23 protein-coding genes are annotated in these 19,067 nt (G+C 68.9%); 19 read left to right on the top strand and 4 right to left on the bottom strand.

Going from position 1 to position 19,067, the window contains the following annotated elements:
• Positions 1–115: 115 nt before the first annotated feature.
• The 5 genes from ABZ725_RS18630 to ABZ725_RS18610 all read left to right on the top strand — a co-directional run bounded on the left by ABZ725_RS18630 (position 116) and on the right by ABZ725_RS18610 (position 2,944).
• Entirely contained in the window at positions 116–853 is a 738-nt protein-coding gene (locus ABZ725_RS18630; RefSeq protein WP_358803695.1) for a DUF2993 domain-containing protein, read from the top strand.
• Between the two features lie 197 nt (positions 854–1,050).
• Positions 1,051–1,134 carry an Ms5788A family Cys-rich leader peptide gene (locus tag ABZ725_RS18625; protein WP_350818853.1) on the top strand — a complete coding sequence of 28 codons (84 nt, stop codon included), beginning with the start codon at positions 1,051–1,053 and terminating at the stop codon, positions 1,132–1,134.
• A gap of 139 nt (positions 1,135–1,273) precedes the next feature.
• Positions 1,274–2,113, top strand: coding sequence for a sulfurtransferase (locus tag ABZ725_RS18620; RefSeq protein ID WP_351911372.1), 840 nt, complete (start codon positions 1,274–1,276; stop codon positions 2,111–2,113).
• A 59-nt stretch (positions 2,114–2,172) separates the two neighbouring features.
• Positions 2,173–2,460, top strand: coding sequence for a DUF1416 domain-containing protein (locus tag ABZ725_RS18615; protein WP_020122955.1), 288 nt, complete (start codon positions 2,173–2,175; stop codon positions 2,458–2,460).
• Between the two features lie 220 nt (positions 2,461–2,680).
• Entirely contained in the window at positions 2,681–2,944 is a 264-nt protein-coding gene (locus ABZ725_RS18610) for a DUF3099 domain-containing protein (RefSeq protein WP_351911373.1), read from the top strand.
• Positions 2,945–2,995: 51 nt separating this feature from the next.
• On the opposite strand, the gene ABZ725_RS18605 is transcribed toward ABZ725_RS18610, so the two are convergent.
• Positions 2,996–3,358: a DsrE family protein gene (locus tag ABZ725_RS18605; RefSeq protein WP_351911374.1), complete on the bottom strand. Its 363-nt coding sequence runs from the start codon at positions 3,356–3,358 to the stop codon at positions 2,996–2,998.
• A 206-nt stretch (positions 3,359–3,564) separates the two neighbouring features.
• Here ABZ725_RS18605 and ABZ725_RS18600 point away from each other — a divergent pair, with 206 nt between their 5' ends.
• The 7 genes from ABZ725_RS18600 to ABZ725_RS18570 all read left to right on the top strand — a co-directional run bounded on the left by ABZ725_RS18600 (position 3,565) and on the right by ABZ725_RS18570 (position 9,561).
• Positions 3,565–4,248 carry a hypothetical protein gene (locus tag ABZ725_RS18600; protein WP_358803765.1) on the top strand — a complete coding sequence of 228 codons (684 nt, stop codon included), beginning with the start codon at positions 3,565–3,567 and terminating at the stop codon, positions 4,246–4,248.
• Positions 4,245–5,093: a hypothetical protein gene (locus ABZ725_RS18595; RefSeq protein ID WP_358803694.1), complete on the top strand. Its 849-nt coding sequence runs from the start codon at positions 4,245–4,247 to the stop codon at positions 5,091–5,093. The genes ABZ725_RS18600 and ABZ725_RS18595 overlap by 4 nt, the downstream gene beginning before the upstream one ends.
• The gene (locus ABZ725_RS18590) at positions 5,090–5,941 is read left to right on the top strand and encodes a hypothetical protein (RefSeq protein WP_358803693.1); all 852 of its coding nucleotides are present in this window, start codon (positions 5,090–5,092) and stop codon (positions 5,939–5,941) included. Before ABZ725_RS18595 ends, ABZ725_RS18590 begins: the two co-directional genes overlap by 4 nt.
• Positions 5,942–6,161: 220 nt before the next feature.
• Positions 6,162–6,737: an FABP family protein gene (locus ABZ725_RS18585; protein ID WP_351911378.1), complete on the top strand. Its 576-nt coding sequence runs from the start codon at positions 6,162–6,164 to the stop codon at positions 6,735–6,737.
• Between the two features lie 81 nt (positions 6,738–6,818).
• Positions 6,819–7,988 (top strand): transposase, encoded by a 1,170-nt coding sequence (locus ABZ725_RS18580; RefSeq protein WP_358803692.1) that lies wholly within the window; start codon positions 6,819–6,821, stop codon positions 7,986–7,988.
• A 99-nt stretch (positions 7,989–8,087) separates the two neighbouring features.
• Positions 8,088–8,585: a Fur family transcriptional regulator gene (locus tag ABZ725_RS18575; protein ID WP_358803691.1), complete on the top strand. Its 498-nt coding sequence runs from the start codon at positions 8,088–8,090 to the stop codon at positions 8,583–8,585.
• Positions 8,586–8,595: 10 nt separating this feature from the next.
• Positions 8,596–9,561 carry a folate-binding protein gene (locus ABZ725_RS18570; protein WP_358803690.1) on the top strand — a complete coding sequence of 322 codons (966 nt, stop codon included), beginning with the start codon at positions 8,596–8,598 and terminating at the stop codon, positions 9,559–9,561.
• A gap of 29 nt (positions 9,562–9,590) precedes the next feature.
• Here the strand turns inward: ABZ725_RS18570 and dtd are convergent, their stop codons facing one another.
• The gene (gene dtd / locus ABZ725_RS18565) at positions 9,591–10,016 is read right to left on the bottom strand and encodes a D-aminoacyl-tRNA deacylase (RefSeq protein ID WP_351911422.1); all 426 of its coding nucleotides are present in this window, start codon (positions 10,014–10,016) and stop codon (positions 9,591–9,593) included.
• Positions 10,017–10,175: 159 nt separating this feature from the next.
• Between dtd and ABZ725_RS18560 the strand changes: the two genes are divergently transcribed.
• The 3 genes from ABZ725_RS18560 to ABZ725_RS18550 all read left to right on the top strand — a co-directional run bounded on the left by ABZ725_RS18560 (position 10,176) and on the right by ABZ725_RS18550 (position 13,393).
• Entirely contained in the window at positions 10,176–10,742 is a 567-nt protein-coding gene (locus ABZ725_RS18560) for an aerial mycelium formation protein (protein ID WP_358803689.1), read from the top strand.
• A 99-nt stretch (positions 10,743–10,841) separates the two neighbouring features.
• The gene (locus ABZ725_RS18555; RefSeq protein WP_358803688.1) at positions 10,842–12,149 is read left to right on the top strand and encodes a GNAT family N-acetyltransferase; all 1,308 of its coding nucleotides are present in this window, start codon (positions 10,842–10,844) and stop codon (positions 12,147–12,149) included.
• Between the two features lie 335 nt (positions 12,150–12,484).
• Positions 12,485–13,393, top strand: coding sequence for a GntR family transcriptional regulator (locus ABZ725_RS18550; RefSeq protein ID WP_358803687.1), 909 nt, complete (start codon positions 12,485–12,487; stop codon positions 13,391–13,393).
• Here ABZ725_RS18550 and ABZ725_RS18545 read toward each other — a convergent pair.
• Positions 13,383–13,577 (bottom strand): hypothetical protein, encoded by a 195-nt coding sequence (locus ABZ725_RS18545; protein ID WP_351911384.1) that lies wholly within the window; start codon positions 13,575–13,577, stop codon positions 13,383–13,385. The genes ABZ725_RS18550 and ABZ725_RS18545 overlap by 11 nt on opposite strands.
• Positions 13,578–13,732: 155 nt before the next feature.
• On the opposite strand from ABZ725_RS18545, the gene ABZ725_RS18540 reads away from it, so the two are divergent.
• Both ABZ725_RS18540 and ABZ725_RS18535 read left to right on the top strand, forming a co-directional pair.
• Entirely contained in the window at positions 13,733–14,623 is an 891-nt protein-coding gene (locus ABZ725_RS18540; RefSeq protein ID WP_358803686.1) for a GntR family transcriptional regulator, read from the top strand.
• Between the two features lie 29 nt (positions 14,624–14,652).
• A complete protein-coding gene (locus ABZ725_RS18535) occupies positions 14,653–15,381 on the top strand; it encodes an HAD family hydrolase (protein WP_358803685.1) in 729 nt (242 codons plus the stop codon).
• On the opposite strand, the gene ABZ725_RS18530 is transcribed toward ABZ725_RS18535, so the two are convergent.
• Positions 15,368–15,553 carry a hypothetical protein gene (locus ABZ725_RS18530; RefSeq protein ID WP_358803684.1) on the bottom strand — a complete coding sequence of 62 codons (186 nt, stop codon included), beginning with the start codon at positions 15,551–15,553 and terminating at the stop codon, positions 15,368–15,370. The two genes, ABZ725_RS18535 and ABZ725_RS18530, sit on opposite strands and share 14 nt — an antisense overlap.
• A 169-nt stretch (positions 15,554–15,722) precedes the next feature.
• Between ABZ725_RS18530 and ABZ725_RS18525 the strand changes: the two genes are divergently transcribed.
• Together ABZ725_RS18525 and ABZ725_RS18520 are read left to right on the top strand one after the other, a co-directional pair.
• On the top strand, positions 15,723–16,622 hold the full coding sequence (locus tag ABZ725_RS18525; RefSeq protein ID WP_358803683.1) for a winged helix-turn-helix domain-containing protein: 900 nt from the start codon (positions 15,723–15,725) through the stop codon (positions 16,620–16,622).
• A 250-nt stretch (positions 16,623–16,872) separates the two neighbouring features.
• Positions 16,873–18,996 (top strand): aminoglycoside phosphotransferase family protein, encoded by a 2,124-nt coding sequence (locus ABZ725_RS18520; protein WP_358803764.1) that lies wholly within the window; start codon positions 16,873–16,875, stop codon positions 18,994–18,996.
• Positions 18,997–19,067 lie beyond the last annotated feature (71 nt).

The following is a 19,067-nucleotide window of genomic DNA, read 5'->3' as shown; positions in this document are numbered from 1 at the left end:
TGGGGCGAGCGGTAAAGACTGTCACAGCTGATCGACAAATCGGCGGTGCCGTCCGCACCGAGGGTTACCGTGAGGCCTCATTGACTTTTGGCCATCCGGGTGGGGGAACTACCGCATGCGTGCGCTTCGAATACTGCTGGTCGTCGTCGTGGTCCTGGGCGGCCTGTTCGTGCTCGCGGACCGCCTCGCCGTGAACTTCGCGGAGGGCGAGGTCGCCGACAAGCTGAAGACCAACGAGGGCCTCGCCACCACCCCGGACGTGTCCATCAAGGGCTTCCCGTTCCTCACCCAGGTCGTCGGCGGCTCGCTGGACGACGTCGAGGTCGGCATCAAGGACTACGAGGCGGCGACCGGCACCAGCGGCCGGACGATCCGCCTCGACGACCTCAACGCGGACATGAAGGGCGTCGACTTCTCCAGCGACTTCAGCTCCGCCACCGCCTCGAGCGCCACCGGCACCGCGTCCATCACCTACGCCGAACTGCTGAAGACGGCGAAGTCCGAGCCGACGCAGGTGGTGCAGGGCGTCACCGCCAACGTCGTCGGTCTCTCCGACGGCGGCAACGGCAAGATCAAGGTCGCCGTCGAGGCCACCGTCCTCGGCACCAAGCTGCCGCAGCCCGTCTACGTGCTGAGCACGGTCACCGTCGAGGGCGACACCGTCCGTGTGCACGCCGACTCGCTGCCCAGCTTCGGTGGGGTCCAGGCCGCCGAGAACGAGGTGCGGTCGATCACCGACTTCCAGCAGAAGATCGACGACCTGCCCGGCGGGATCAAGCTCGACAAGGTCCAGGCGGGGACGAACGGTGTGGAGATCTCGGTGAAGGGTTCGAACGTCAACCTGGCCGGGTAGTACCCCGACGGTGGACGGCAGATGTCCGACAGGCGAGACAGGGCCGTCCGCACCGCAGATGTGACAACGGATACAAGCGCCCGGAAGCCGTGTCCCCACGGCCCGGGCGCTTTCCGCGTCCCAATATCCGGACGATCGCATCTCACCATTCGGAGAGCTGGTGACATGCCCGCCCGTTCGTCCCTACGATCGACGACATGATGCAGCGACAGGCGGATCTCACGAAGCGGCGGGCAGTAGACCTGTGCCGCGTCGCCGCCATGCTCTGTCGCCCCTTCTGAGCGGAGGCGCCGCCGGCCCTCCGCGCCCTCCCGGCGCCCTCACCCGAGGGCATCCGTGCGCCGGCCGCCGGCGAGACCCGGCCCCGCACCCTTCTTTTCTTGCACACCCCCGCCGCAACTGCCCCGGAGGAGAACGAGCATGAGCCGCAGCGACGTCCTGGTCGACGCCGACTGGGTCGAGGCCAACCTCGACAGCGCCGACATCGCCATCGTCGAGGTCGACGAGGACACGTCCGCGTACGAGAAGAACCACATCCGCAACGCGATCCGGATCGACTGGACCAAGGACCTCCAGGACCCGGTCCGCCGTGACTTCGTCGACCAGGAGGGCTTCGAGAAGCTCCTGTCCGCGAAGGGCATCGCCAACGACACGCTGGTGATCCTCTACGGCGGCAACAACAACTGGTTCGCGTCCTACGCGTACTGGTACTTCAAGCTGTACGGCCACGACAACGTCAAGCTTCTCGACGGTGGCCGCAAGAAGTGGGAGCTGGACGCCCGCGAGCTGGTCGAGGAGGTCCCGGTGCGCGCCGAGACGTCCTACAAGGCCAAGCCGCAGAACACCGCGATCCGCGCCTTCCGTGACGACGTCGTCGCCGCGATCGGCTCGCAGAACCTGGTCGACGTCCGCTCGCCCGACGAGTTCAGCGGCAAGCTGCTCGCTCCCGCGCACCTGCCGCAGGAGCAGTCGCAGCGTCCGGGCCACGTCCCGTCCGCCCGCAACATCCCGTGGTCGAAGAACGCCAACGACGACGGCACCTTCAAGTCGGACGACCAGCTCAAGGAGCTGTACGCCGACGAGCAGGTCGACCTGGCCAAGGACACCATCGCGTACTGCCGCATCGGCGAGCGCTCGGCCCTGACCTGGTTCGTGCTGCACGAGCTGCTGGGCGTGGAGAACGTCAAGAACTACGACGGCTCCTGGACCGAGTACGGCAGCCTGGTCGGCGTCCCGATCGAGCTCGGCGCCAACAAGTAAGCGAAGCATCCCGATCCCGACCGGCCTTCCTTCCGGTCAGACCCCTCTTGGAGAAAGACATGTGCGGAGCGAAGGCCGGCGGCCCGGACGCCTCGACGATCAAGCCCGGTGAGACCACGATCCAGGGTCAGGTGACCCGCGACGGCGAGCCGGTGGTCGGTTACGTCCGCCTGCTGGACTCGACCGGCGAGTTCACCGCGGAGGTTCCGACCTCCGCGACCGGACAGTTCCGCTTCTACGCGGCCGAGGGCACCTGGACCGTTCGCGCCCTCGTCCCCGGCGCCACCGCCGACCGCACGGTCGTCGCCCAGCAGGGCGGCCTCGCCGAGGTCGCGATCGCGGTCTGAGAAGCACCTGATCGACCCGAGGGCCGTACCCCGAGCGTTCGCCGCCAGGGGTGCGGCCTTTCGGCATGTCCGGACCTACCCTGGAGTCATGTACGCACGTCGGCGCCACGCGGCCCCTTCTTGATGCGGCCCTTGCGCTGCTTCGCAGGCTGCGGGTCGCTGCGCCGGACTCCGTCCGTCGGTCTTCGCCGGAATCGCGGGCCCGACCTACCCTGGAGTCATGTACGCACGTCGGCGCCACGCGTATTTCGCCATGATGGGGACGTGCATCACGCTGTTCGTCCTGGCCTGGGGAGTCGTGCGGATCTGGTCGGTTCCCGTGGCCGTCGGGATGTGTGTGGTGGCCATGGTCATCCCGCCGCTGGCCGCGATGGTCGCCAACCGGCGCGGTCCCGAGGACCGCTGGTGGGACGATCCCTCGGGCGACCCTAAGTCCGACGAGTGGTGGGACGAGCTGGACGGCAAGAAACGCCGCTCCCAGTAGCCGTCGGTCAGTCCTGCAACCGCCGGCCGGTCCTGTAGCCGGTGGCCGGTCCTAGTACACGAGGGCCTGGGTGTCGTCCGCCAGCGCCTCCTGTACGAACACCTGTGCGCCCGCGATTCGGACGCCCTCGATGACGTCCTTCTCCGTGATGTCCCGGCGGGCCGCGCACTGCGTGCACAGGGTGAGGCGGCCGGCGGCGAGGATCGAGTCGATCAGATCGGGCAGCGGGGCCGCGTGCGGCAGCTCGAACTCGGCGGCCCGGCCCGGCAGCGCGAACCAGGCGGACTCCCCGGTCAGCCACAGCGACACCTCGACCCCGCTGGCCACGGCCACCGCCGCGACGGTGAACGCCTGAGAGCACCGCTCGGGGGCATCGGCCCCCGCCGTCACCTTGATCACGAGCTTCTTCGCCATACGTGAATCGTAATCAACTCGCTTGCAACTCCCCGCTCAGACCATGAGTCTCCTGTGCAGCGCGTTGTCGAACACGCGCTCCAAAGCTTTCCGAGGGGGATGTCGTGGAAGGTCCGGAAAGGGCCGAAGAAGAAGCCGAAGAAGAGGTGGGGGACGCGGCCGAGGGCGATCCGCCTCGGCCGCGCCGCCGTGGCCGGACGACGGCGATGATCGCCGCAGCCGCCGTGCTCGGAGTCGTCGCCGGCGCATGCACGGGCTACCTAGTCCAGGCCGATCGCGAGCCCACCGCGCTGCCGCCGCTCTCCCAGCCCGTGGTCGTACAGGCCCAGGGCGAGGTCGAGCCGCTGTCGGCGGCGCAGGACCGGCAGGTGAAGACGGACGGCGATCTGCGCAAGCTGCTGATCACGCGCCCCAAGGGCGCGAAGGACAGCGTGTTCACGGCGGGCAGCGACGGTTGGGCCGATCTCGCCGCCTACGCGAACCGGTACGAAAAGCCGGGCGTCACGTTCAACAACCTCGTCGGCGACGAGTTCCGCCGCGCGGCCGAGACCTCGTGGCGGGTGGGCGAGACGTACAACGTCCGGGTCGGGCTCGTGCAGTTCCGCCAGCTGAGCAAGCCGGCTGCGTCGGAGTGGGCGGACAACGGCCACTACTGGGCCGAGAAGGAGGACGACACCCGCAGTTGGCCCGTCCCCGGCACCGGGGACGGCAACGGGACGGCCTACGTGCACGACACACCCGACCGGAAGCCGGGCTACCTGCCGCTGTACACGGCCGAGGCGCATGCCTGGCGGGGCGACATCTACGTGGAGATCTTCATCAGCGACACGAAGCCGATCTCCAAGGCGAAGATCATGGACCTGGCCCAGCGGCAGGTGGGAAACCTGTGAGCGAGAACCCCGAGAACCCCGAGAACCCGGAGACCCCGGAGAACCCGGAGACCCCGGAGACCCCGGAGACCCCGGAGAACCCCGCCCGTAGGGGTTTCCGTCCCGGCCGGATCGCCGCCGTGGCGGGAGTCGTGCTGCTGGCCTGTGCGCTCGTCGGCGGTGTCGGCTACACCGTGGTGACCGTCCAGGACGCCGACCGCGATCCCGGCAGGCCGACGTGGAAGTTCCCGGCGGCCGCCGAGGAAGGCGACAAGGCGAAGAAGGACGGCGCGTCGAAGTCCGGGCTGAGCGCCCTGCTGGTGCCCTACGGCACCGACGGCTTCGACCGCGGCCCCGACCTCGACGGGTTCGGCTCGGACGCCGAGTTCAGCGGCGCGCAGGCCACCGCCCTGCGCAAGGAGGCGGTCAAGGATCTGCCCAGCTCCTCGCGTCGGCAGCTGGAGAAGCTGATCGACAAGGAGCGCATCAAGGGCATGGCGATGCGCAGCTATGTCGTCAGCCATCTGGACTACAACACGACGGACGCGATCGCGTTCGACGTCACCTTGTCGCGGCTGGAGAACCGCACCGCCGTGCGTGAGTCGGCGACGTCCTTCAACGGCTTCCTCGCCGCCATGGACGTCTTCCGCAAGGGCCCGAAGATCGCGGGCAACAAGGACGCCCAGTGCTTCCTGACGCCCAAGGACAAGGACGAGGAGCTGGGCTTCGCGCTCTGCACCGCCTATGTGGGAGACGTGCTGGTCAGCGTCGCCGCGGACGCCCCCGGCACGCTCGACGCGAAGTTCGTCGCCAAGTTCTTCACCGCCCAGCTCGACCGCATCGACGACCCTGGACAGGCCGTATGACCGACCAGCAGGCACCCGAGCAGATATCCGAGCAGGTTCCCGAGCAAATTGACGTCGCCGAGGTGTCCGTTCCCGCCGCCAAGGATCGTCGTGTCCTGCGGGCCGTCCTGCGCTGGACCGCCGTCGTCACGGTGTTCGCGGCGCTCGGGGCGGGGACGGCGTACGGGATCACGCGCATGGAGCGCACGGACGTACCCGGTCTCGCCACCGAGTCCGACGGCCGCTGGGCCTACCCGGAGATCACCAGGCCGCCGCTGCCCTCCGGCAGCCCGGGGCCGTTCGACACCGAGAACTGGGCGCGGTCCCACTACGCGGACCTGCGCGCGCTGCTGCTGCCCGCGCCCACGGGGGCGACGGACGACAAGGCGCTGCGCGGCGCCGACGGCTGGCTGCCGACGAAGGACTTCCTGACGGTGTTCGAGGCGAAGGCGGACCGGGACGACGTCGGCCAGCTGCTCACCGACTACGGTCTGCGGCACATCGCGGCCCGCGGCTGGACCACCCCGGACGGCACCCGCACCCGCGTCTACCTGCTCCAGTTCGACACGGGGACGGTGGCCGACACCCTCTACGGCGAGCTCACCAGCTACGGCGCTCCGCTGCACGCCGTGCGGGGCGCCCCCGTGGCGGAGTTCGACGAGGAGTACCCCACCGCCGCCGACTTCGACAGCATGAGCGTCATGCGGTACTCCTACGACGAGGTGAAGCCGTACGGCGCGGAGCACCTGCGGCAGGCCTACCTCCGCGCGGGCGACGTCATCGCCCTGGTCCTCCAGTCCCGCAAGGGCACCGCCGCGGCCGTCCCCTTCCAGCAGACCGTCACCCTGCAGAGCCAGCTGCTGGGCTGAGGGCCTACCTCACAAGGAGGGCCGGGCCCCGGCCGCGTAAGCTGGGGCCCGGCCCTTTTGCACGTCCCAGAAGCACGCTCATCCGAGGAGCAACCCGTGGAGATCTTCTTCGAAGCACTGCTGGTCCTGGTCTGCGTCGGCGTTCTCGCCTTCGCCGGTCTGGCCGTGAAGAAGCTGTACCAGGGCCAGCGCTGACCACCACGTTCAGGAACTGCCACTCATGATCGAGATTCCGTCCGACCTCCACAAGGACCTCGTCCCCCTCGCCTTTCTGCTGGGCAACTGGGCGGGCGCGGGCGTGCACGACTTCCCCGGTTCGGAGAAGTGCAACTTCGGTCAGGAGGTCACCTTCGGCCACGACGGCCGGGACTTCCTGGAGTACCACTCCCACACCTGGGTGCTGGACAACGACGGCGAGAAGGTCCGGCCGCTGGAGTCGGAGTCCGGCTTCTGGCGGATCGACGCCGACCGCAAGGTCGAGGTGACCATGGTCCGCGACGACGGCGTGGTCGAGATCTGGTACGGCGAACTGGCCGCCAAGAAGCCGCAGATCGACCTGGTCACGGACGCGGTGGCCCGTACGGCGGCCTCCGGCCCCTACACCGGCGGCAAGCGGCTGTACGGCTACGTCAAGAGCGACCTCATGTGGGTCGGCGAAAAGCAGACCCCCGAGGTCGAGCTCCGCCCCTACATGTCGGCCCACCTGAAGAAGGTCGTCACCCCGGAGGACGTCGAGCGCTGGGCGAAGGCCCTGCCCGACGACATGCCGGACGACGGGATCGCCTTCTTCAAGTGATGCCTGCCCTTGGTCACCTGTTCGAGTGAAGGATGTGAATCGGCCGGACGCGGCTCGGGCTGCCACCTAGCGTTCTGCATTGTGAAGTTGGCTGTGCGGGTCAAGCTGCTGCCGACGCCTGAACAGGCGTCGGCACTTGCCGCGACCCTGCGGGCCTGCAACGAGGCGGCGAACTGGCTGTCTTCCGAAGCGTTCAACCATCAAGTGACCTCTCGAGCGGGGCTTCAGGCCCGCGCATACGGGGATCTACGGGCGCGGGGGCTGTCTGCGCAGCCTGCGTTGCACGTGGTGCGGAAGGTCTCCGACGCTTACGCCGTACTGAAGGCGCACGCGCGGGTGGGGAATCTGGGTGAGCCGGGCTCTCAGCGGTACGTGCGGGCCACTTCCAAGTCGATCACGTTTCGCGCGGGGGCAGCCCAGCCTTTCGATGACCGCTGCCTGTCCTGGCAGGTGAGCGCCTCTACTGTGTCGATCTGGAGCGTCAGCGGGCGACTGAAGAGGATCGCCTTTGCCGGGTACCCGGAGCAGCTGGATTTGCTGGTCCGCTACCGACGTGGCGAGTCGGATCTGTTGCACCAGAACGGTGAGTGGTACCTGATCGCGACCTGCGACGTTCCAGAGGTCGAAGAGAACAGCAGGCCGGACGGGTTCGTCGGGGTGGATCTGGGGATCGTGAACATCGCCACCACTTCTACCGGGCAGCGGCACAGCGGGCGGCGTTTGAACCGTAGGCGCGAACTGGACCGGAGGTTGCGCGGCAGGCTTCAACAGAGGGGGACCAAGTCCGCCAAGCGCCGGGCGAAGCGGCTCGCGGGCAGGGAAGCTCGCAGGGCCCGCGACATCAATCACAAGATTAGTAAGTGCATCGTGGCGGAGGCTCAACGCACTGGTCGTGGGATCGCTCTGGAAGACCTGAGCGGCATCCGCGAGCGGGTACGGCTCAAGAAGCCCCAACGGGTCACGCTGCACTCCTGGGCGTTCCACCAGCTCGGTCAGTTCATCGTTTACAAGGCACGGCGGGCGGGCGTGCCGGTGGTGTATGTCGATCCGTGCTACACCAGCCAGGAATGCTCTCGCTGTCATTACGTCGACAAGCGCAACCGGCCGTCACAGGCCGTGTTCGAGTGCAGGTCTTGCGGCTTCGTTGAGCATGCAGACCTGAATGCTTCCCACAACATCGCCGCTCGCGGCTGGTGGGTGTGGGTTCGCGGGGCCAGGTCAGCGGCCCCTGTCCTCACGCCCGCAGCATGAGGACTGGACGTGGCCGGGCTTCGTCGAGGCCATCGACGACCTGAGCCGCAAACCTGGGACGCCAGTCCTGAGTAGCTGACGTAGACCTAGACTCTTGGTGTGGTGAGCACCGACTGGAAGAGCGACCTCAGGCAGCGCGGCTATCGGCTGACGCCGCAGCGACAGCTTGTCCTCGAAGCAGTGGACACCCTGGAGCACGCGACCCCCGACGACATCCTCGTGGAAGTGAGGAAGACGGCGTCGGGGGTCAACATCTCGACGGTCTACCGGACGCTGGAGCTCCTGGAGGAGCTCGGGCTGGTCAGCCATGCCCATCTGGGGCACGGCGCGCCCACCTACCATCTCGCCGACCGTCACCATCACATCCACCTGGTCTGCCGGGACTGCGAGAACGTCATCGAGACGGATGTGAAGGTCGCCGCCGAGTTCACGGCCAAGCTGCGCGAGACCTTCGGTTTCGAGACCGACATGAAGCACTTCGCGATCTTCGGCCGTTGCCAGGACTGCGCACGCAAGAGCGCGGCCGCCAAGGGCTCGGCCTCCGAGGGCGCAGCCGCCGAGGGCTCGACTGCCAAGGGTTCAATTACCGAGTCGTAGGCTTAGGCGTATGAAGAGCCCTCTGCTGTCCCTGCCCGGCGCCGTTCCCGCCGAGGGCGTGGACGAAGGCGTCGCCGGTCACTACGGCGACCTGTTCCGCGAGCAGCGTGCCCTCGCCGACGGCACCGGTTTCGTCGACCTCTCGCACCGCGGAGTGGTCACCGTGTCCGGCGAGGACCGGCTGAGCTGGCTGCACCTGCTACTCACCCAACACCTCACGGACCTCCCCGTCGGCGAGGCCACCGAGGCGCTGATCCTTTCCGCGCACGGCCATATCGAACACGCGCTCTACCTGGTGGACGACGGTGAGACGGTCTGGGCGCACGTCGAACCCGACACCCAGGAGGCGCTGATCGCGTACCTGGAGTCGATGAAGTTCTTCTACCGGGTCGAGGTCGCCGACCGGACGGCGGACACCGCGGTCGTCCATCTCCCGGCGGGGTCGATCGCGCCCGTCCCGCCCGGTGTCGTCGTCCGGGAGACCGCCTACGGCCGTGACCTCTTCCTGCCCCGCGCCGATCTGGAGGCGTACGCCGGGCAGGCGGGTCCGCCGGTCGGGATCCTCGCCCATGAGGCGCTCCGGGTCGAGCAGCACCGGCCGCGCCTCGGCTTCGAGACCGACCACCGCACGATCCCGCACGAGCTCGGCTGGATCGGCACCGCCGTGCACCTCCAGAAGGGCTGCTACCGCGGCCAGGAGACGGTCGCCCGGGTCCAGAACCTCGGCAAGCCGCCCCGGCGCCTGGTCTTTCTGCACCTCGACGGCAGCGAGGTGTACCTCCCGGCCGCCGGCACCGAACTCCGCGTCGCCGACGAGGACCCCGACGGCCGCAAGATCGGCTTCATCACCACGTCCGCGCGCCACCACGAACTCGGCCCCGTCGCCCTGGCCCTGGTGAAGCGCAATGTGCCGCTGGACGCCCCGCTGGTGGCCGGGACGACGGCGGCGGCCCAGGAAGTCGTCGTAGAACCCTAGTTCCCTTCCGGTTGTCTTCCGGGCTCCCGCTAGATCTCGAGCAGGACCGTGAACGGGCCGTCGTTCGTCAGTGACACGCGCATCTGCGCGCCGAACCGGCCCGTCGCCACCGTCGCGCCCAGGGCGCGCAGTCGGGCGACGACCTCGTCGACGAGAGGCTCGGCGACCGGGCCGGGGGCCGCCGCGTTCCAGGTGGGGCGGCGGCCTTTGCGCGCGTCCCCGTAGAGCGTGAACTGGCTGATCACCAGCAGCGGGGCGTCGATGTCGCTGCAGGACCGCTCGTCGTGCAGCATGCGCACAGACCAGAGCTTGCGGGCGAGTTGGGCCGCCTTCTCCTTGGTGTCCTCATGGGTCACGCCGACCAGGACGCACAGTCCCTCGCCGCTGATCTCCCCGACCGTCTCGCCGTCCACGACGACGCTCGCGCCGTCCACTCTCTGCACCACCGCTCGCATGCGGACCATGATGCCGGGTGCCCGGCGCGAACCCGCGAGGGGCCCATTTTTGATCCTTAAGCCCCTATCTGGGGCCGTTCGGGGGGACTCGGTCACAAAGCGGCCACTTGGGGTGGCACGATGCTTTCCACACGCCGGTCGAGGGGACGGTAGAAGGACATGAGCACACCGAGTACCGGGCGGCCGGCGACACACCGGCCGCCGACACAGCGAGGCGACAGCCCTGTGCTGTCCGCGCCGCCTTTGGAGCCCGACCTGGCCGGGCTGAGCCTGCCCGAACTGCGCACCCTGCGCCGGGACGCCCAGCGCGACGAGGCCGATCTCAGCTACGTGCGACGGCTGCTTCAGGGCCGTATCGACATCCTGCGCGCGGAACTGGCCCGGCGTTCCCCGACGGGCGCGGCCTCCGTGGTCGAGCGGCTGTCGGAGATCCTCACCGACGCCCCGGCCCGCCACCGTTCCTCCGCCCGGCACGTCACCCTGGGCACCCCGCACAGCGAGGAGTACCGCCGGCTGGCCGCCGACATGCTCTCCGACGTCGAACTCTCCGACCTCGACGCCCGCACCGACCCCGAACTCCATGAGGCGATGGCCCGCCTGGTCCGCTACGAACAGCAGGTCTCGAGCCGCCGCCAGCACCTCCAGCGCACGGCCGACGACTCGGGCGTGGAGATCAGCAGGAGGTACCGGGAGGGGGAGGCGCAGGTGGAGGATCTGCTGGTGTAACGGTCATGCGCGAGGGTGGGGCGGGTGTCCCGGGGAGGTGTCCCGGAGGCGGGCGAAAAATCGCCGCGGCGCCCGCCCCGGCCTGCCTACGGTGGCTCCATGACCAGCCGAGCCACCGACCACTCCACCGACCACCCCGTCGACCGCCCGTTGCGCCACCCGTTCGAGCACGACGTCCGGCCGATCACCGACGCGGAGCATCCCGACTGGACCCGGGCCGTGAACACGGGCTTTCTGCGCCCGCCCACCGCCCCCGACCAGATGCTCGCCGACCGTCGTGTCGCGTTCGCGGACTCCCGTGTCTCCGGCGCCTTCGACGCGGGCCGGTGCGTGGCGACGTTCCGCTCGTTCGACCAGCAGCTCACGGCGGTCGGCGGCGCCCCCGTCCCCGCCGACGCCATCTCCAACGTCACCGTCGCGCCCACGCACCGCCGCCGCGGACTGCTCAGCCGGCTGATGGCCGACGACCTGACGGCGGCGAAGGACCGCGGTGACGTCGTGGCCACCCTGATAGCCGCCGAGTACCGGATCTACGGCCGGTACGGCTTCGGTCCGGCGACCACGATGACCGAGTGGTCGATCGACGTGCCGCGCGCCGGCCTCGACCCGAACCGGCCGGTCCCGCAGGACGGCGGCCGGATCGACTTCGCCGAGGGCGAGGAGGTCCGCCGGATCGGTCCCGAGCTGCATGAGCGGCTGCGCCGAGTCCAGCCGGGCGCGATCGACCGGGACGAGTACTGGTGGGCGGCGCGCACCGGGCAGATGTGGCTGCACGGCAGTGCGTGGGTCGAGCCGTTCTTCGTGGTCTACCGCTCGGCGGAGGGTGTGGTGGAGGGCATGGCCTCCTACCAGGCGGACGACGAGTGGAGCGACGCCAAGCAGCCGCTGAACACGGCCTCGGTGAACTGGCTGATCGGGGTGACCCCGGCCGCGGAGCGCGCCCTGTGGCACTTCCTCTGCTCCATCGACTGGATCATGCGGGTGAAGTCGGGCTGGCGCTCCCCGGACGACCTGCTCCCGCATTACCTGCCGGACCCGCGCGCGGCGAGCATCACCACGCAGGCGGACTGGCTGTGGGTGCGGATCCTGGACGTCGTGGCGGCCCTGGAGGCGCGTACGTACGACGCGGCGGGCACGCTGGTCCTGGAGGTCGTGGACCGGGCCGGCCTGGCCGGAGGCCGCTTCCTGCTGGACGCGACCCCCGACGGCGCCACCTGTGCGCCGACCACCCGCAGCGCCGACCTCACTCTGGACGTGTCCGAGTTGGCGACGTTGTGGCTGGGCGACCGGTCCGCGGGGCGGCTGGCGGCGCTGGGCCGGCTCGGGGAAGAACGAGCGGGCGCCGCCCGTGGGGCCGACGCCCTGCTGCGTACGTCCGGGCGTCCTTGGTGCCCGGACATGTTCTGAGAGCTCCCTTCACCGTGCAGCTGCCTTGCTGCCTTTCCGACTTTCTGGGGTTCTGTTCTTCCGTCCATCCGTAGCTGTTCAGTTGTGGCTGTGCTCTTGTCGCTCTGAAGTTGTGGCTGTGCAAGAGATGTTCAGTTGTGGCTGTACGTCGGTGCCGACTGCTCGGGCTCCCGGCTCCCCTCCGGAAGGGAGCCCGACCGGCCAACCGTCTGGAAGTTTGACCATGTTGTTGAAGTTGGCAGCCAACTTCACTGTACTTATGTCCGCTTGGAAGCGTCCTATAACCATCTCTCTTTGAACTGACGCAAGATGGCGGGAAGTTGTACTGTGCGAACGTGGAGCCGGAACATGCCTCCGTCAATGCGCGGAGGAGGGCGGAGCGGCCGCAGCGGTCACACCGCGAGGTGGCCGACGAGCTGCGCACCCGGATCAGAACCGGGGTGCTGCGGCCGGGGGAGCGCATGCCCACGCAGGCCAGGCTGGCGGACGAGTTCGGCGTCGAGCGGGGTGCGGTGCGCCAGGCGCTTCGCATTCTGCAGTCGGAACGGCTCCTCACCAACGTCTCCAAGGGAAGTCCGGCGACGGTCGCCGCGCAGCCGGGCGCGGGCGGCCCCTCGACAGGGGCGGCGGCGACGCCGCAGGCGTCCATGGTCGCGCTTCCGCCGCGCGTCACCGAGGCCTTCGCGGCCGAGCATGTAGAGGTCGACGCGCTCTGTCTGACCGCGGTCTCGCTGACGCTCGCGATCGGCGAACCCCTGCGGCAGATTCACGCGGGGCAGCTGAAACCGGCCAAGATCGACGTCCGTGTCCTGTTGCCGTCCCGGGACATCGAGCTGGCCTTCCCGTCGCCGGTGGACGTCTCGGCCACCGGGCGGCTGCAGCGCCGTTGGCTGGCCCATCGCAACGCCCAGGGTCAGGTGCTGCGGCACAACCTGCTCACCCTGCGCTCCACGCACGGCATCGATGTGCGCGTCACCTTCCGCGCGCTGCCCTTCACCCCGCCCGTCAAGCTGTATCTCCTCAACGGGACGGAAGCCCTGTTCGCGTACTACACGGTCAGGCGCGGCGAGCAGACGATCGACCAGGAGCACCTGGAGATGTACGACGCCGAGGGCACGCGGTCGGTGCTGTTCGCCTTCGAGCAGGGCGCCGGACCGCGTGACACGACGTTCGTGGAACAGTCCCACCTGTGGTTCAACGCACTGTGGGAGACCATCAGCTCGGAGTTGGTGCTCACGAGTTGACGGCGGGCCCGGTCGCGAGAAGGGCGAGGATCACGGCGCCGACAGAGCTGATGGCGGGGCTCTTGGCCTTGATTCCGATGCTGAGCAGCAGCAGACCGACGGCGCCGGCGGTGCCGTACTTCCACTGGATGGTCTGCTCTACGCCGACGACGAACACGGCGGTGAGAAGGACGAGGACGGGCATGGCGGTTCCCCCCTTCGGAGGCTGGTAGTGGGAAGCAAACCTTCCGCCAACTCGCTTAAGTTGGCAACCAACTATGATTATGTTGTCCCCAGTTGGCAGCAACTGCTAAACAACTTTCAAACAACTGCCGTCAGATGGATGGAAGTTGTAGCGTTTTGGTCGTGACCCAGGAGAGCGTGGCGGAGAACGTGGTAGTGAACGGCAGCAGAAGGGCCTCGCCCCAGGAGATCGCCGACGTCCTGCGCGAGCGCATCCGCGCCGGGGATCTCAAGGCGGGCGACCGGCTGCCCACCCAGGCCGAGCTCGCCGACGAGTTCGGCGTGGAGCGCGGCACCGTACGCCAGGCCCTGCGGATACTGCAGGAGGACGGACTGCTCACCAACGTGAGCAAGGGCAGCCCGCCCCGGATCGCACAGCCGCCCGAGCCGGGCCGCGACGAGCCGCAGCCCACGATGGTCGCCCTCGCCCCACGACTGACCGCGGCCTTCGCCGCCCCGCATGTGCGCATCGACGCGGCCTGTCTCACCGCCGAGAGCCTCATCCCGGCCCTGGCCGAGCCCCTGCGGCTGATCTACGGCGGCCGGCTGCGCCCCCAGAAGATCGACGTCCGCATCCTGCTGCCCTCCCGGGACATCAGCCTCGCCTTCCCGGTCCCGGTCGAGGGGAGCGGCGAGGACGACGCCGTCCATGGGCGCTGGCTGGCGATGCGCAACGCGCAGGGGCATGTGCTGCGGCACAACCTCCAGACGCTGCGCTCGCACGGCATCGACGTCAGCATCACGTTCCGCGCGCTGCCGTTCACCCCGCCGGTGAAGCTGTATCTCCTCAACGAGCAGGAGGCGCTGATCGCGTACTACATGGTGACCCGCCGCGAGGAGCCGACCGACACCGGAATCCTCGACATGTACGACGTGCTGGGCACCGAGTCGCTGCTCTTCTCCTTCGAGAAGGCGGCCGGTCAACGCGACGCCGCGTTCGTGGAGGAATCCCAGAAGTGGTTCGACGCCCTCTGGGAAACCATCACGACGGACCTGACACTCTCCTAGTGACCTCTGAGACGACGCAGACTGAACAGGTGGCAGCCAACACCGAGAACGAGACGGGAAACGGGACCGCGGAGCTACGGGAGGCGATCGCCCGCGCGCGGGTCGTCCTGTGGGACTTCGACGGGCCGATCTGTCGCCTCTTCGCCGGCCACTCGGCGGAGGGGGTGGCCGACGGCCTGGTGGAGTGGCTCGAAGGGCGGGGCCTGCACCACCTGCTGACGGAGTCCGAGCGGGCGTCGCTCGACCCGCACGTCGTGCTGCGCGCCGTGGACCGCCGGCGCCCCGGCAGCGACCTGGTCGCGGAGCTGGAGGAACGTCTCACCCAGGAGGAGCTGAAGGCCACGGCCTCGGCGATGCCCACGCCCTATGCCGACCCGCTGATACGCACCCTGAAGGCCCTCGGCCGGCGCCTGGCGATCACCACGAACAACTCCCCCCGGGTCGTCGACACCTACCTGCGCACCCGGGACCTCACCCCCTGCTTCGCCCCCCACATCTACGGCCGCACACAGGAGCTGCGCCACCTCAAGCCCCACCCGCACTGCCTGAACCGCGCCCTGCGCGCCATGGGCTCGGCGCCCGACACCGCCCTGATGATCGGCGACACCCCCTCGGACTTCCTGGCCGCCCGGGACGCGGGCGTCCCCTTCCTCGGCTACGCGCGTAACGAGCGCAAGGAGAAGGTGCTGAGGGGCGCGGGCGCGTCGCGGATCGTGAACTCGCTGGAGCCGGTGCTGTGGGCGGTCAGGACGCTCTGAGCAGCAGGGCCACCAGCACGACGGCCGCCCCGACGGCGAGCACGTCGTGCCGGGCCCGTACGCCCACGGCCACGGTGAGCAGCAGCATCACGCCCACCGCCCCCAGCTTGGCCTGCACCGTCAATCCCGCGAAGTACGCGAGGAGTTCCCAGAGTGCCGATAACAGGAGCATGACCTTCCACCTCCCTGCCGTTCTCGGTGAAGTCTGCAAATCCCGGTCCAATTGGACTGGTTGCCTTGAAGTGGATTTCCCCTGGCGGATTGATCCTTAATCGGCCTGTGTTGTCCGGGACTTGACCGGCATTGGTTTGCCATTGGACGGACGGCGGTACGGTCGCTGTGTGGAGGCGCAGCAGACTCGGCAGGGCGGTGACGGCGGCGGCCGGGAGTTCCATCGGGTCGCCGACGAACTGCGTGCCCGGATGACGGACGGCCGGTATCCGCTGCGTTCCTTCCTGCCCTCCCAGCGCGACCTGGCCGAGGAGTTCGAGGTCTCCCGTGACACGGTCCAGCGCGTGCTGCGGGAACTGGCCAACGAGGGCTGGATCGAGTCCCGGCAGGGCAGCGGGTCCCGGGTGGTCAAGACCCAGCGGATACAGTCCTCCACGCCCAGGGCGACCCGGCAGCGGCAGGGGGCGACGTTGGGGCCGCTGCTCAGCGAGGCCTTCGAGCAGCCGGAAGTCACCCTGGACGTCTACACGTTGACGTCGGAGTCGCTGGACGCGCACATCCGGCTGCAGGCCGAGCGGATCCATCGCCGCTCCATCTCCCCCGAGCACATCGGCCTGCGGATGATTCTGCCCTCGGAGGACCTGCAGCTGCCCTATCCGCGGGACAAGGACGACAAGGGCGACCCCCGTCTGCGCGATCGCCTGCACGCCATCACCGACCGGCACACCGAATCACTGCGCGGGGTGCTGAAGGAGCTACGGACCGAGAAGCTCGTGCCGTCCGTCGACGTCCAGATCCGGCACGCCCCGCTGACCCCGGCCTTCAAGCTGTACCTCTTCAACGGCACGGAGGCGCTGATCGGGCCGTACGAGGTCATCCAGCGCCGGATCGAACTGGAATCCGGTGAGGAGATCACCGCGCTCGACGTGCTCGGCCTCGGCGCCACGCTCACCCATCACGTCAAGGACGCGGACCCGAACTCGTCGGGCACCGTCTTCGTCGACACCTGGGAGGCATGGTTCGACTCCGTGTGGACCCATCTCGCCGAACAGCCGGTGCGGCTGCGCTAGCATTCCCCCCAATCGCGCGAGCAATCGCTCCCGTCCATACGTATGAGACGGCGAACCAGCCAGTCTCGGACGGCCTGACGTGGATGAGTGGCATACCACCCATTGGCTCACTCGATCATCGCTCCGGTCGTGCGGCCTTTACCGTTTGCCCTAACCAGCCCAGCGCGAGTATCCGGAGCGGCCAGTGGTCGACCACCTTGTTCCCCCTCGTCACCTCGGGGAACGAGCCGCCGAGGACACGTCCGACGTCCTGCGCGCCTTCGTCAGGGCCGCCGAGTCGACGCAGGCGTCCAGCGGCCACCACAATCGCAACTATGTGCTGCCGCTGACGCCGGACGTGGCACGCCTGGTGGGCCGCGAGGCCGGCACGGCCGTGACGGTGCGCATCCGGCGCCGGGACGCGCTGCCCGTGGTGATCAGGACCTGGCAGAACGAGGCGGCGATCCTCGACGCAGTGCAGGGCGTGCTGCCCCACGCGCCCAGATGTCTGGTCCGGACGCCGGACTACTCCATCCACAGCTTTGTGGAAGGCGTACCGCTCTCCACCATCTGCGGAAACGGTAAGCCTGTCGACACCCTGCTGATGAAGGCGCTGACCGGGCTGCTGGCGCAGATGACGCAGGTGCGCCGGGCGACGCTGCCGGATCTGCCGAGTTCCTGGCCCGCCTGCCACAGCGACAGCCAGGCCTTCCTCAAGACCCTGACCCATCTCGCCGACGAACAGATGCGCAAGCCCAACTGGCGTGAGTTCGGGGGCCTGTTCAAGGCGCTGGGCATCTCCGACGACGCCTTGATCCAGCTGGCCGAGCGGGTACCCGCGATGACCCGGCGGCCGTACAGCCTGCTCCACGCGGACCTGCACCGGGACAACCTGATCGTCTCGTACGACGGCGACCCGCCGCTCGTCTGTGTCGACTGGGAGCTGGCGACCTACGGCGACCCCCTGCACGACCTCGCCACCCACCTGGTGCGTATGCGGTACCCGGACCACCAGTGGAGCGAGGTGATCGAGGCGTGGGCGAGGGCCATGCGGGGCTTTCGGCCCAACGCGGTCAAGGGCCTGGGCAAGGATCTGGACCACTACCTGGACTTCGAGCGGGCGCAGTCCGTCTACCCCGACGTCATGCGGGCCGCGCGGTCGTTGCAGGAGTCGTTCACGCAGAAGAGCCTGGACGAGGCGACGGTGGAGGTGAGCCGGGCTCTGCAGGCGGCGGCGGAGCCCTTGCGGCTCAGGAACGTTCCGGCGAACGACGAGATCGAGCGGGCCCTCTTCCGGTGGCTGGCATCGCGTGGCGACGGGGAGACGAGCGGCCGGGACTGGATCGCGAAGGCCTTCGGCTGGGAGCCGGATCCGCGTCTTCCCGAGAACCCCGGCTTCCCGGCGTCCGTCGTGCGGGACGCGCTGCTCGCGGAGGGAGCCGCCCCGGCGCACCGGGTCTTCAAGGGAACCGCGCACCTCAACTCGGTGGTCCGGCTCCCGAACATGGCGACTCCCGTAGTCGTGCGCCGCAAACTGCCCGACGTCTCGCGCCGGGAGCCCAAGTACCTCAGCGAGCATGTCGTCCTGCGGGCGATCCAGGAGTCGGGCGTCCGGGTGGCGGCGCCGAAGGTCCTCGCGCTGGGGGTGAGTTACCCGGACGACAGCTTCAGCATCCACACCTACGTGGGCACGGACATCGACGAACCGCCCAGCCATCCGGTGCACGGACTGCTCCCGCACGAGGCGGACGCGCTCGTCGACCAGTTGTGCGAGTTGACCGGCGTGAACCACACGCGGATCGATCCACAGGCCGGGGACGTCGACTTCTACGAGTGGCTGAAGGAGCAGCTCGTCGGTCTGGTGCGGAACCTGCCGAAGGAGTCGCTGCAACTGGCCCGCCTGCTGGGGCTGCCCGACGAGCGGCGGCTGCGGGAGATCCTGTCCCGGCACCGGGTGAGCCACCGGGCGTCGGCCCTGCTGCACGGTGACCTCAACCCGTGGAACCTGGTGCGCCGCAACGACGCGCTGGCCCTGACGATCATCGACTGGGAGATGGCCCTCGTCGGCGACCCCCTCTACGACCTGGTCCGGCACATGCACCTGACGGCGACGAGGCCCGAGATCAGGGAGCGCATGTTCCTGCGGTGGCAGCGGCGACTGGCCCCGAAGTACACGAGGAACTGGCGAGAGGACTGGACCGTCTACCGCAGCATCGAGATCGTCCGCTCCGCGTACATCGATCTCGACCGCCTGGCGACCGGGGCGAGCCTGGACGCCCCCAACGTCCGCCGTGCCGTGGACTCCTACGCCGAAACCCTCGCAGCTGCCACCGCCTCCCTGGGCCTCTCCGTCCCGGCAACGGCCAACCCCTATCTTGCCCGCGCCCTGGCCTAGGGCGACCATGGTCGGATCGAAGACGGGCCGGGCCGGGGGCGGTTGACGCCCGTCGGGCGTGAGGCGTGAGG

Origin of the sequence: Streptomyces sp. NPDC006872 (genome assembly GCF_040635845.1) — a bacterium.
GTDB lineage: Bacteria > Actinomycetota > Actinomycetes > Streptomycetales > Streptomycetaceae > Streptomyces.
The sequence above is the reverse complement of the archived record's forward strand: the minus strand, read 5'-3'. Positions and strand labels throughout refer to the sequence as shown.

Excerpts from the sequence above, each read along its gene's own strand:
- ABZ725_RS18630 (WP_358803695.1), top strand. The coding sequence starts at position 116 with ATGCGTGCGCTTCGAATACTGCTGGTCGTCGTCGTGGTCCTGGGCGGC.
- ABZ725_RS18625 (WP_350818853.1), top strand. The coding sequence starts at position 1,051 with ATGATGCAGCGACAGGCGGATCTCACGAAGCGGCGGGCAGTAGACCTG.
- ABZ725_RS18620 (WP_351911372.1), top strand. The coding sequence starts at position 1,274 with ATGAGCCGCAGCGACGTCCTGGTCGACGCCGACTGGGTCGAGGCCAAC.
- ABZ725_RS18615 (WP_020122955.1), top strand. The coding sequence starts at position 2,173 with ATGTGCGGAGCGAAGGCCGGCGGCCCGGACGCCTCGACGATCAAGCCC.
- ABZ725_RS18610 (WP_351911373.1), top strand. The coding sequence starts at position 2,681 with ATGTACGCACGTCGGCGCCACGCGTATTTCGCCATGATGGGGACGTGC.
- ABZ725_RS18605 (WP_351911374.1), bottom strand. The coding sequence starts at position 3,358 with ATGGCGAAGAAGCTCGTGATCAAGGTGACGGCGGGGGCCGATGCCCCC.
- ABZ725_RS18600 (WP_358803765.1), top strand. The coding sequence starts at position 3,565 with ATGATCGCCGCAGCCGCCGTGCTCGGAGTCGTCGCCGGCGCATGCACG.
- ABZ725_RS18590 (WP_358803693.1), top strand. The coding sequence starts at position 5,090 with ATGACCGACCAGCAGGCACCCGAGCAGATATCCGAGCAGGTTCCCGAG.
- ABZ725_RS18585 (WP_351911378.1), top strand. The coding sequence starts at position 6,162 with ATGATCGAGATTCCGTCCGACCTCCACAAGGACCTCGTCCCCCTCGCC.
- ABZ725_RS18570 (WP_358803690.1), top strand. The coding sequence starts at position 8,596 with ATGAAGAGCCCTCTGCTGTCCCTGCCCGGCGCCGTTCCCGCCGAGGGC.
- dtd (WP_351911422.1), bottom strand. The coding sequence starts at position 10,016 with ATGCGAGCGGTGGTGCAGAGAGTGGACGGCGCGAGCGTCGTCGTGGAC.
- ABZ725_RS18560 (WP_358803689.1), top strand. The coding sequence starts at position 10,176 with ATGAGCACACCGAGTACCGGGCGGCCGGCGACACACCGGCCGCCGACA.
- ABZ725_RS18555 (WP_358803688.1), top strand. The coding sequence starts at position 10,842 with ATGACCAGCCGAGCCACCGACCACTCCACCGACCACCCCGTCGACCGC.
- ABZ725_RS18545 (WP_351911384.1), bottom strand. The coding sequence starts at position 13,577 with ATGCCCGTCCTCGTCCTTCTCACCGCCGTGTTCGTCGTCGGCGTAGAG.
- ABZ725_RS18530 (WP_358803684.1), bottom strand. The coding sequence starts at position 15,553 with ATGCTCCTGTTATCGGCACTCTGGGAACTCCTCGCGTACTTCGCGGGA.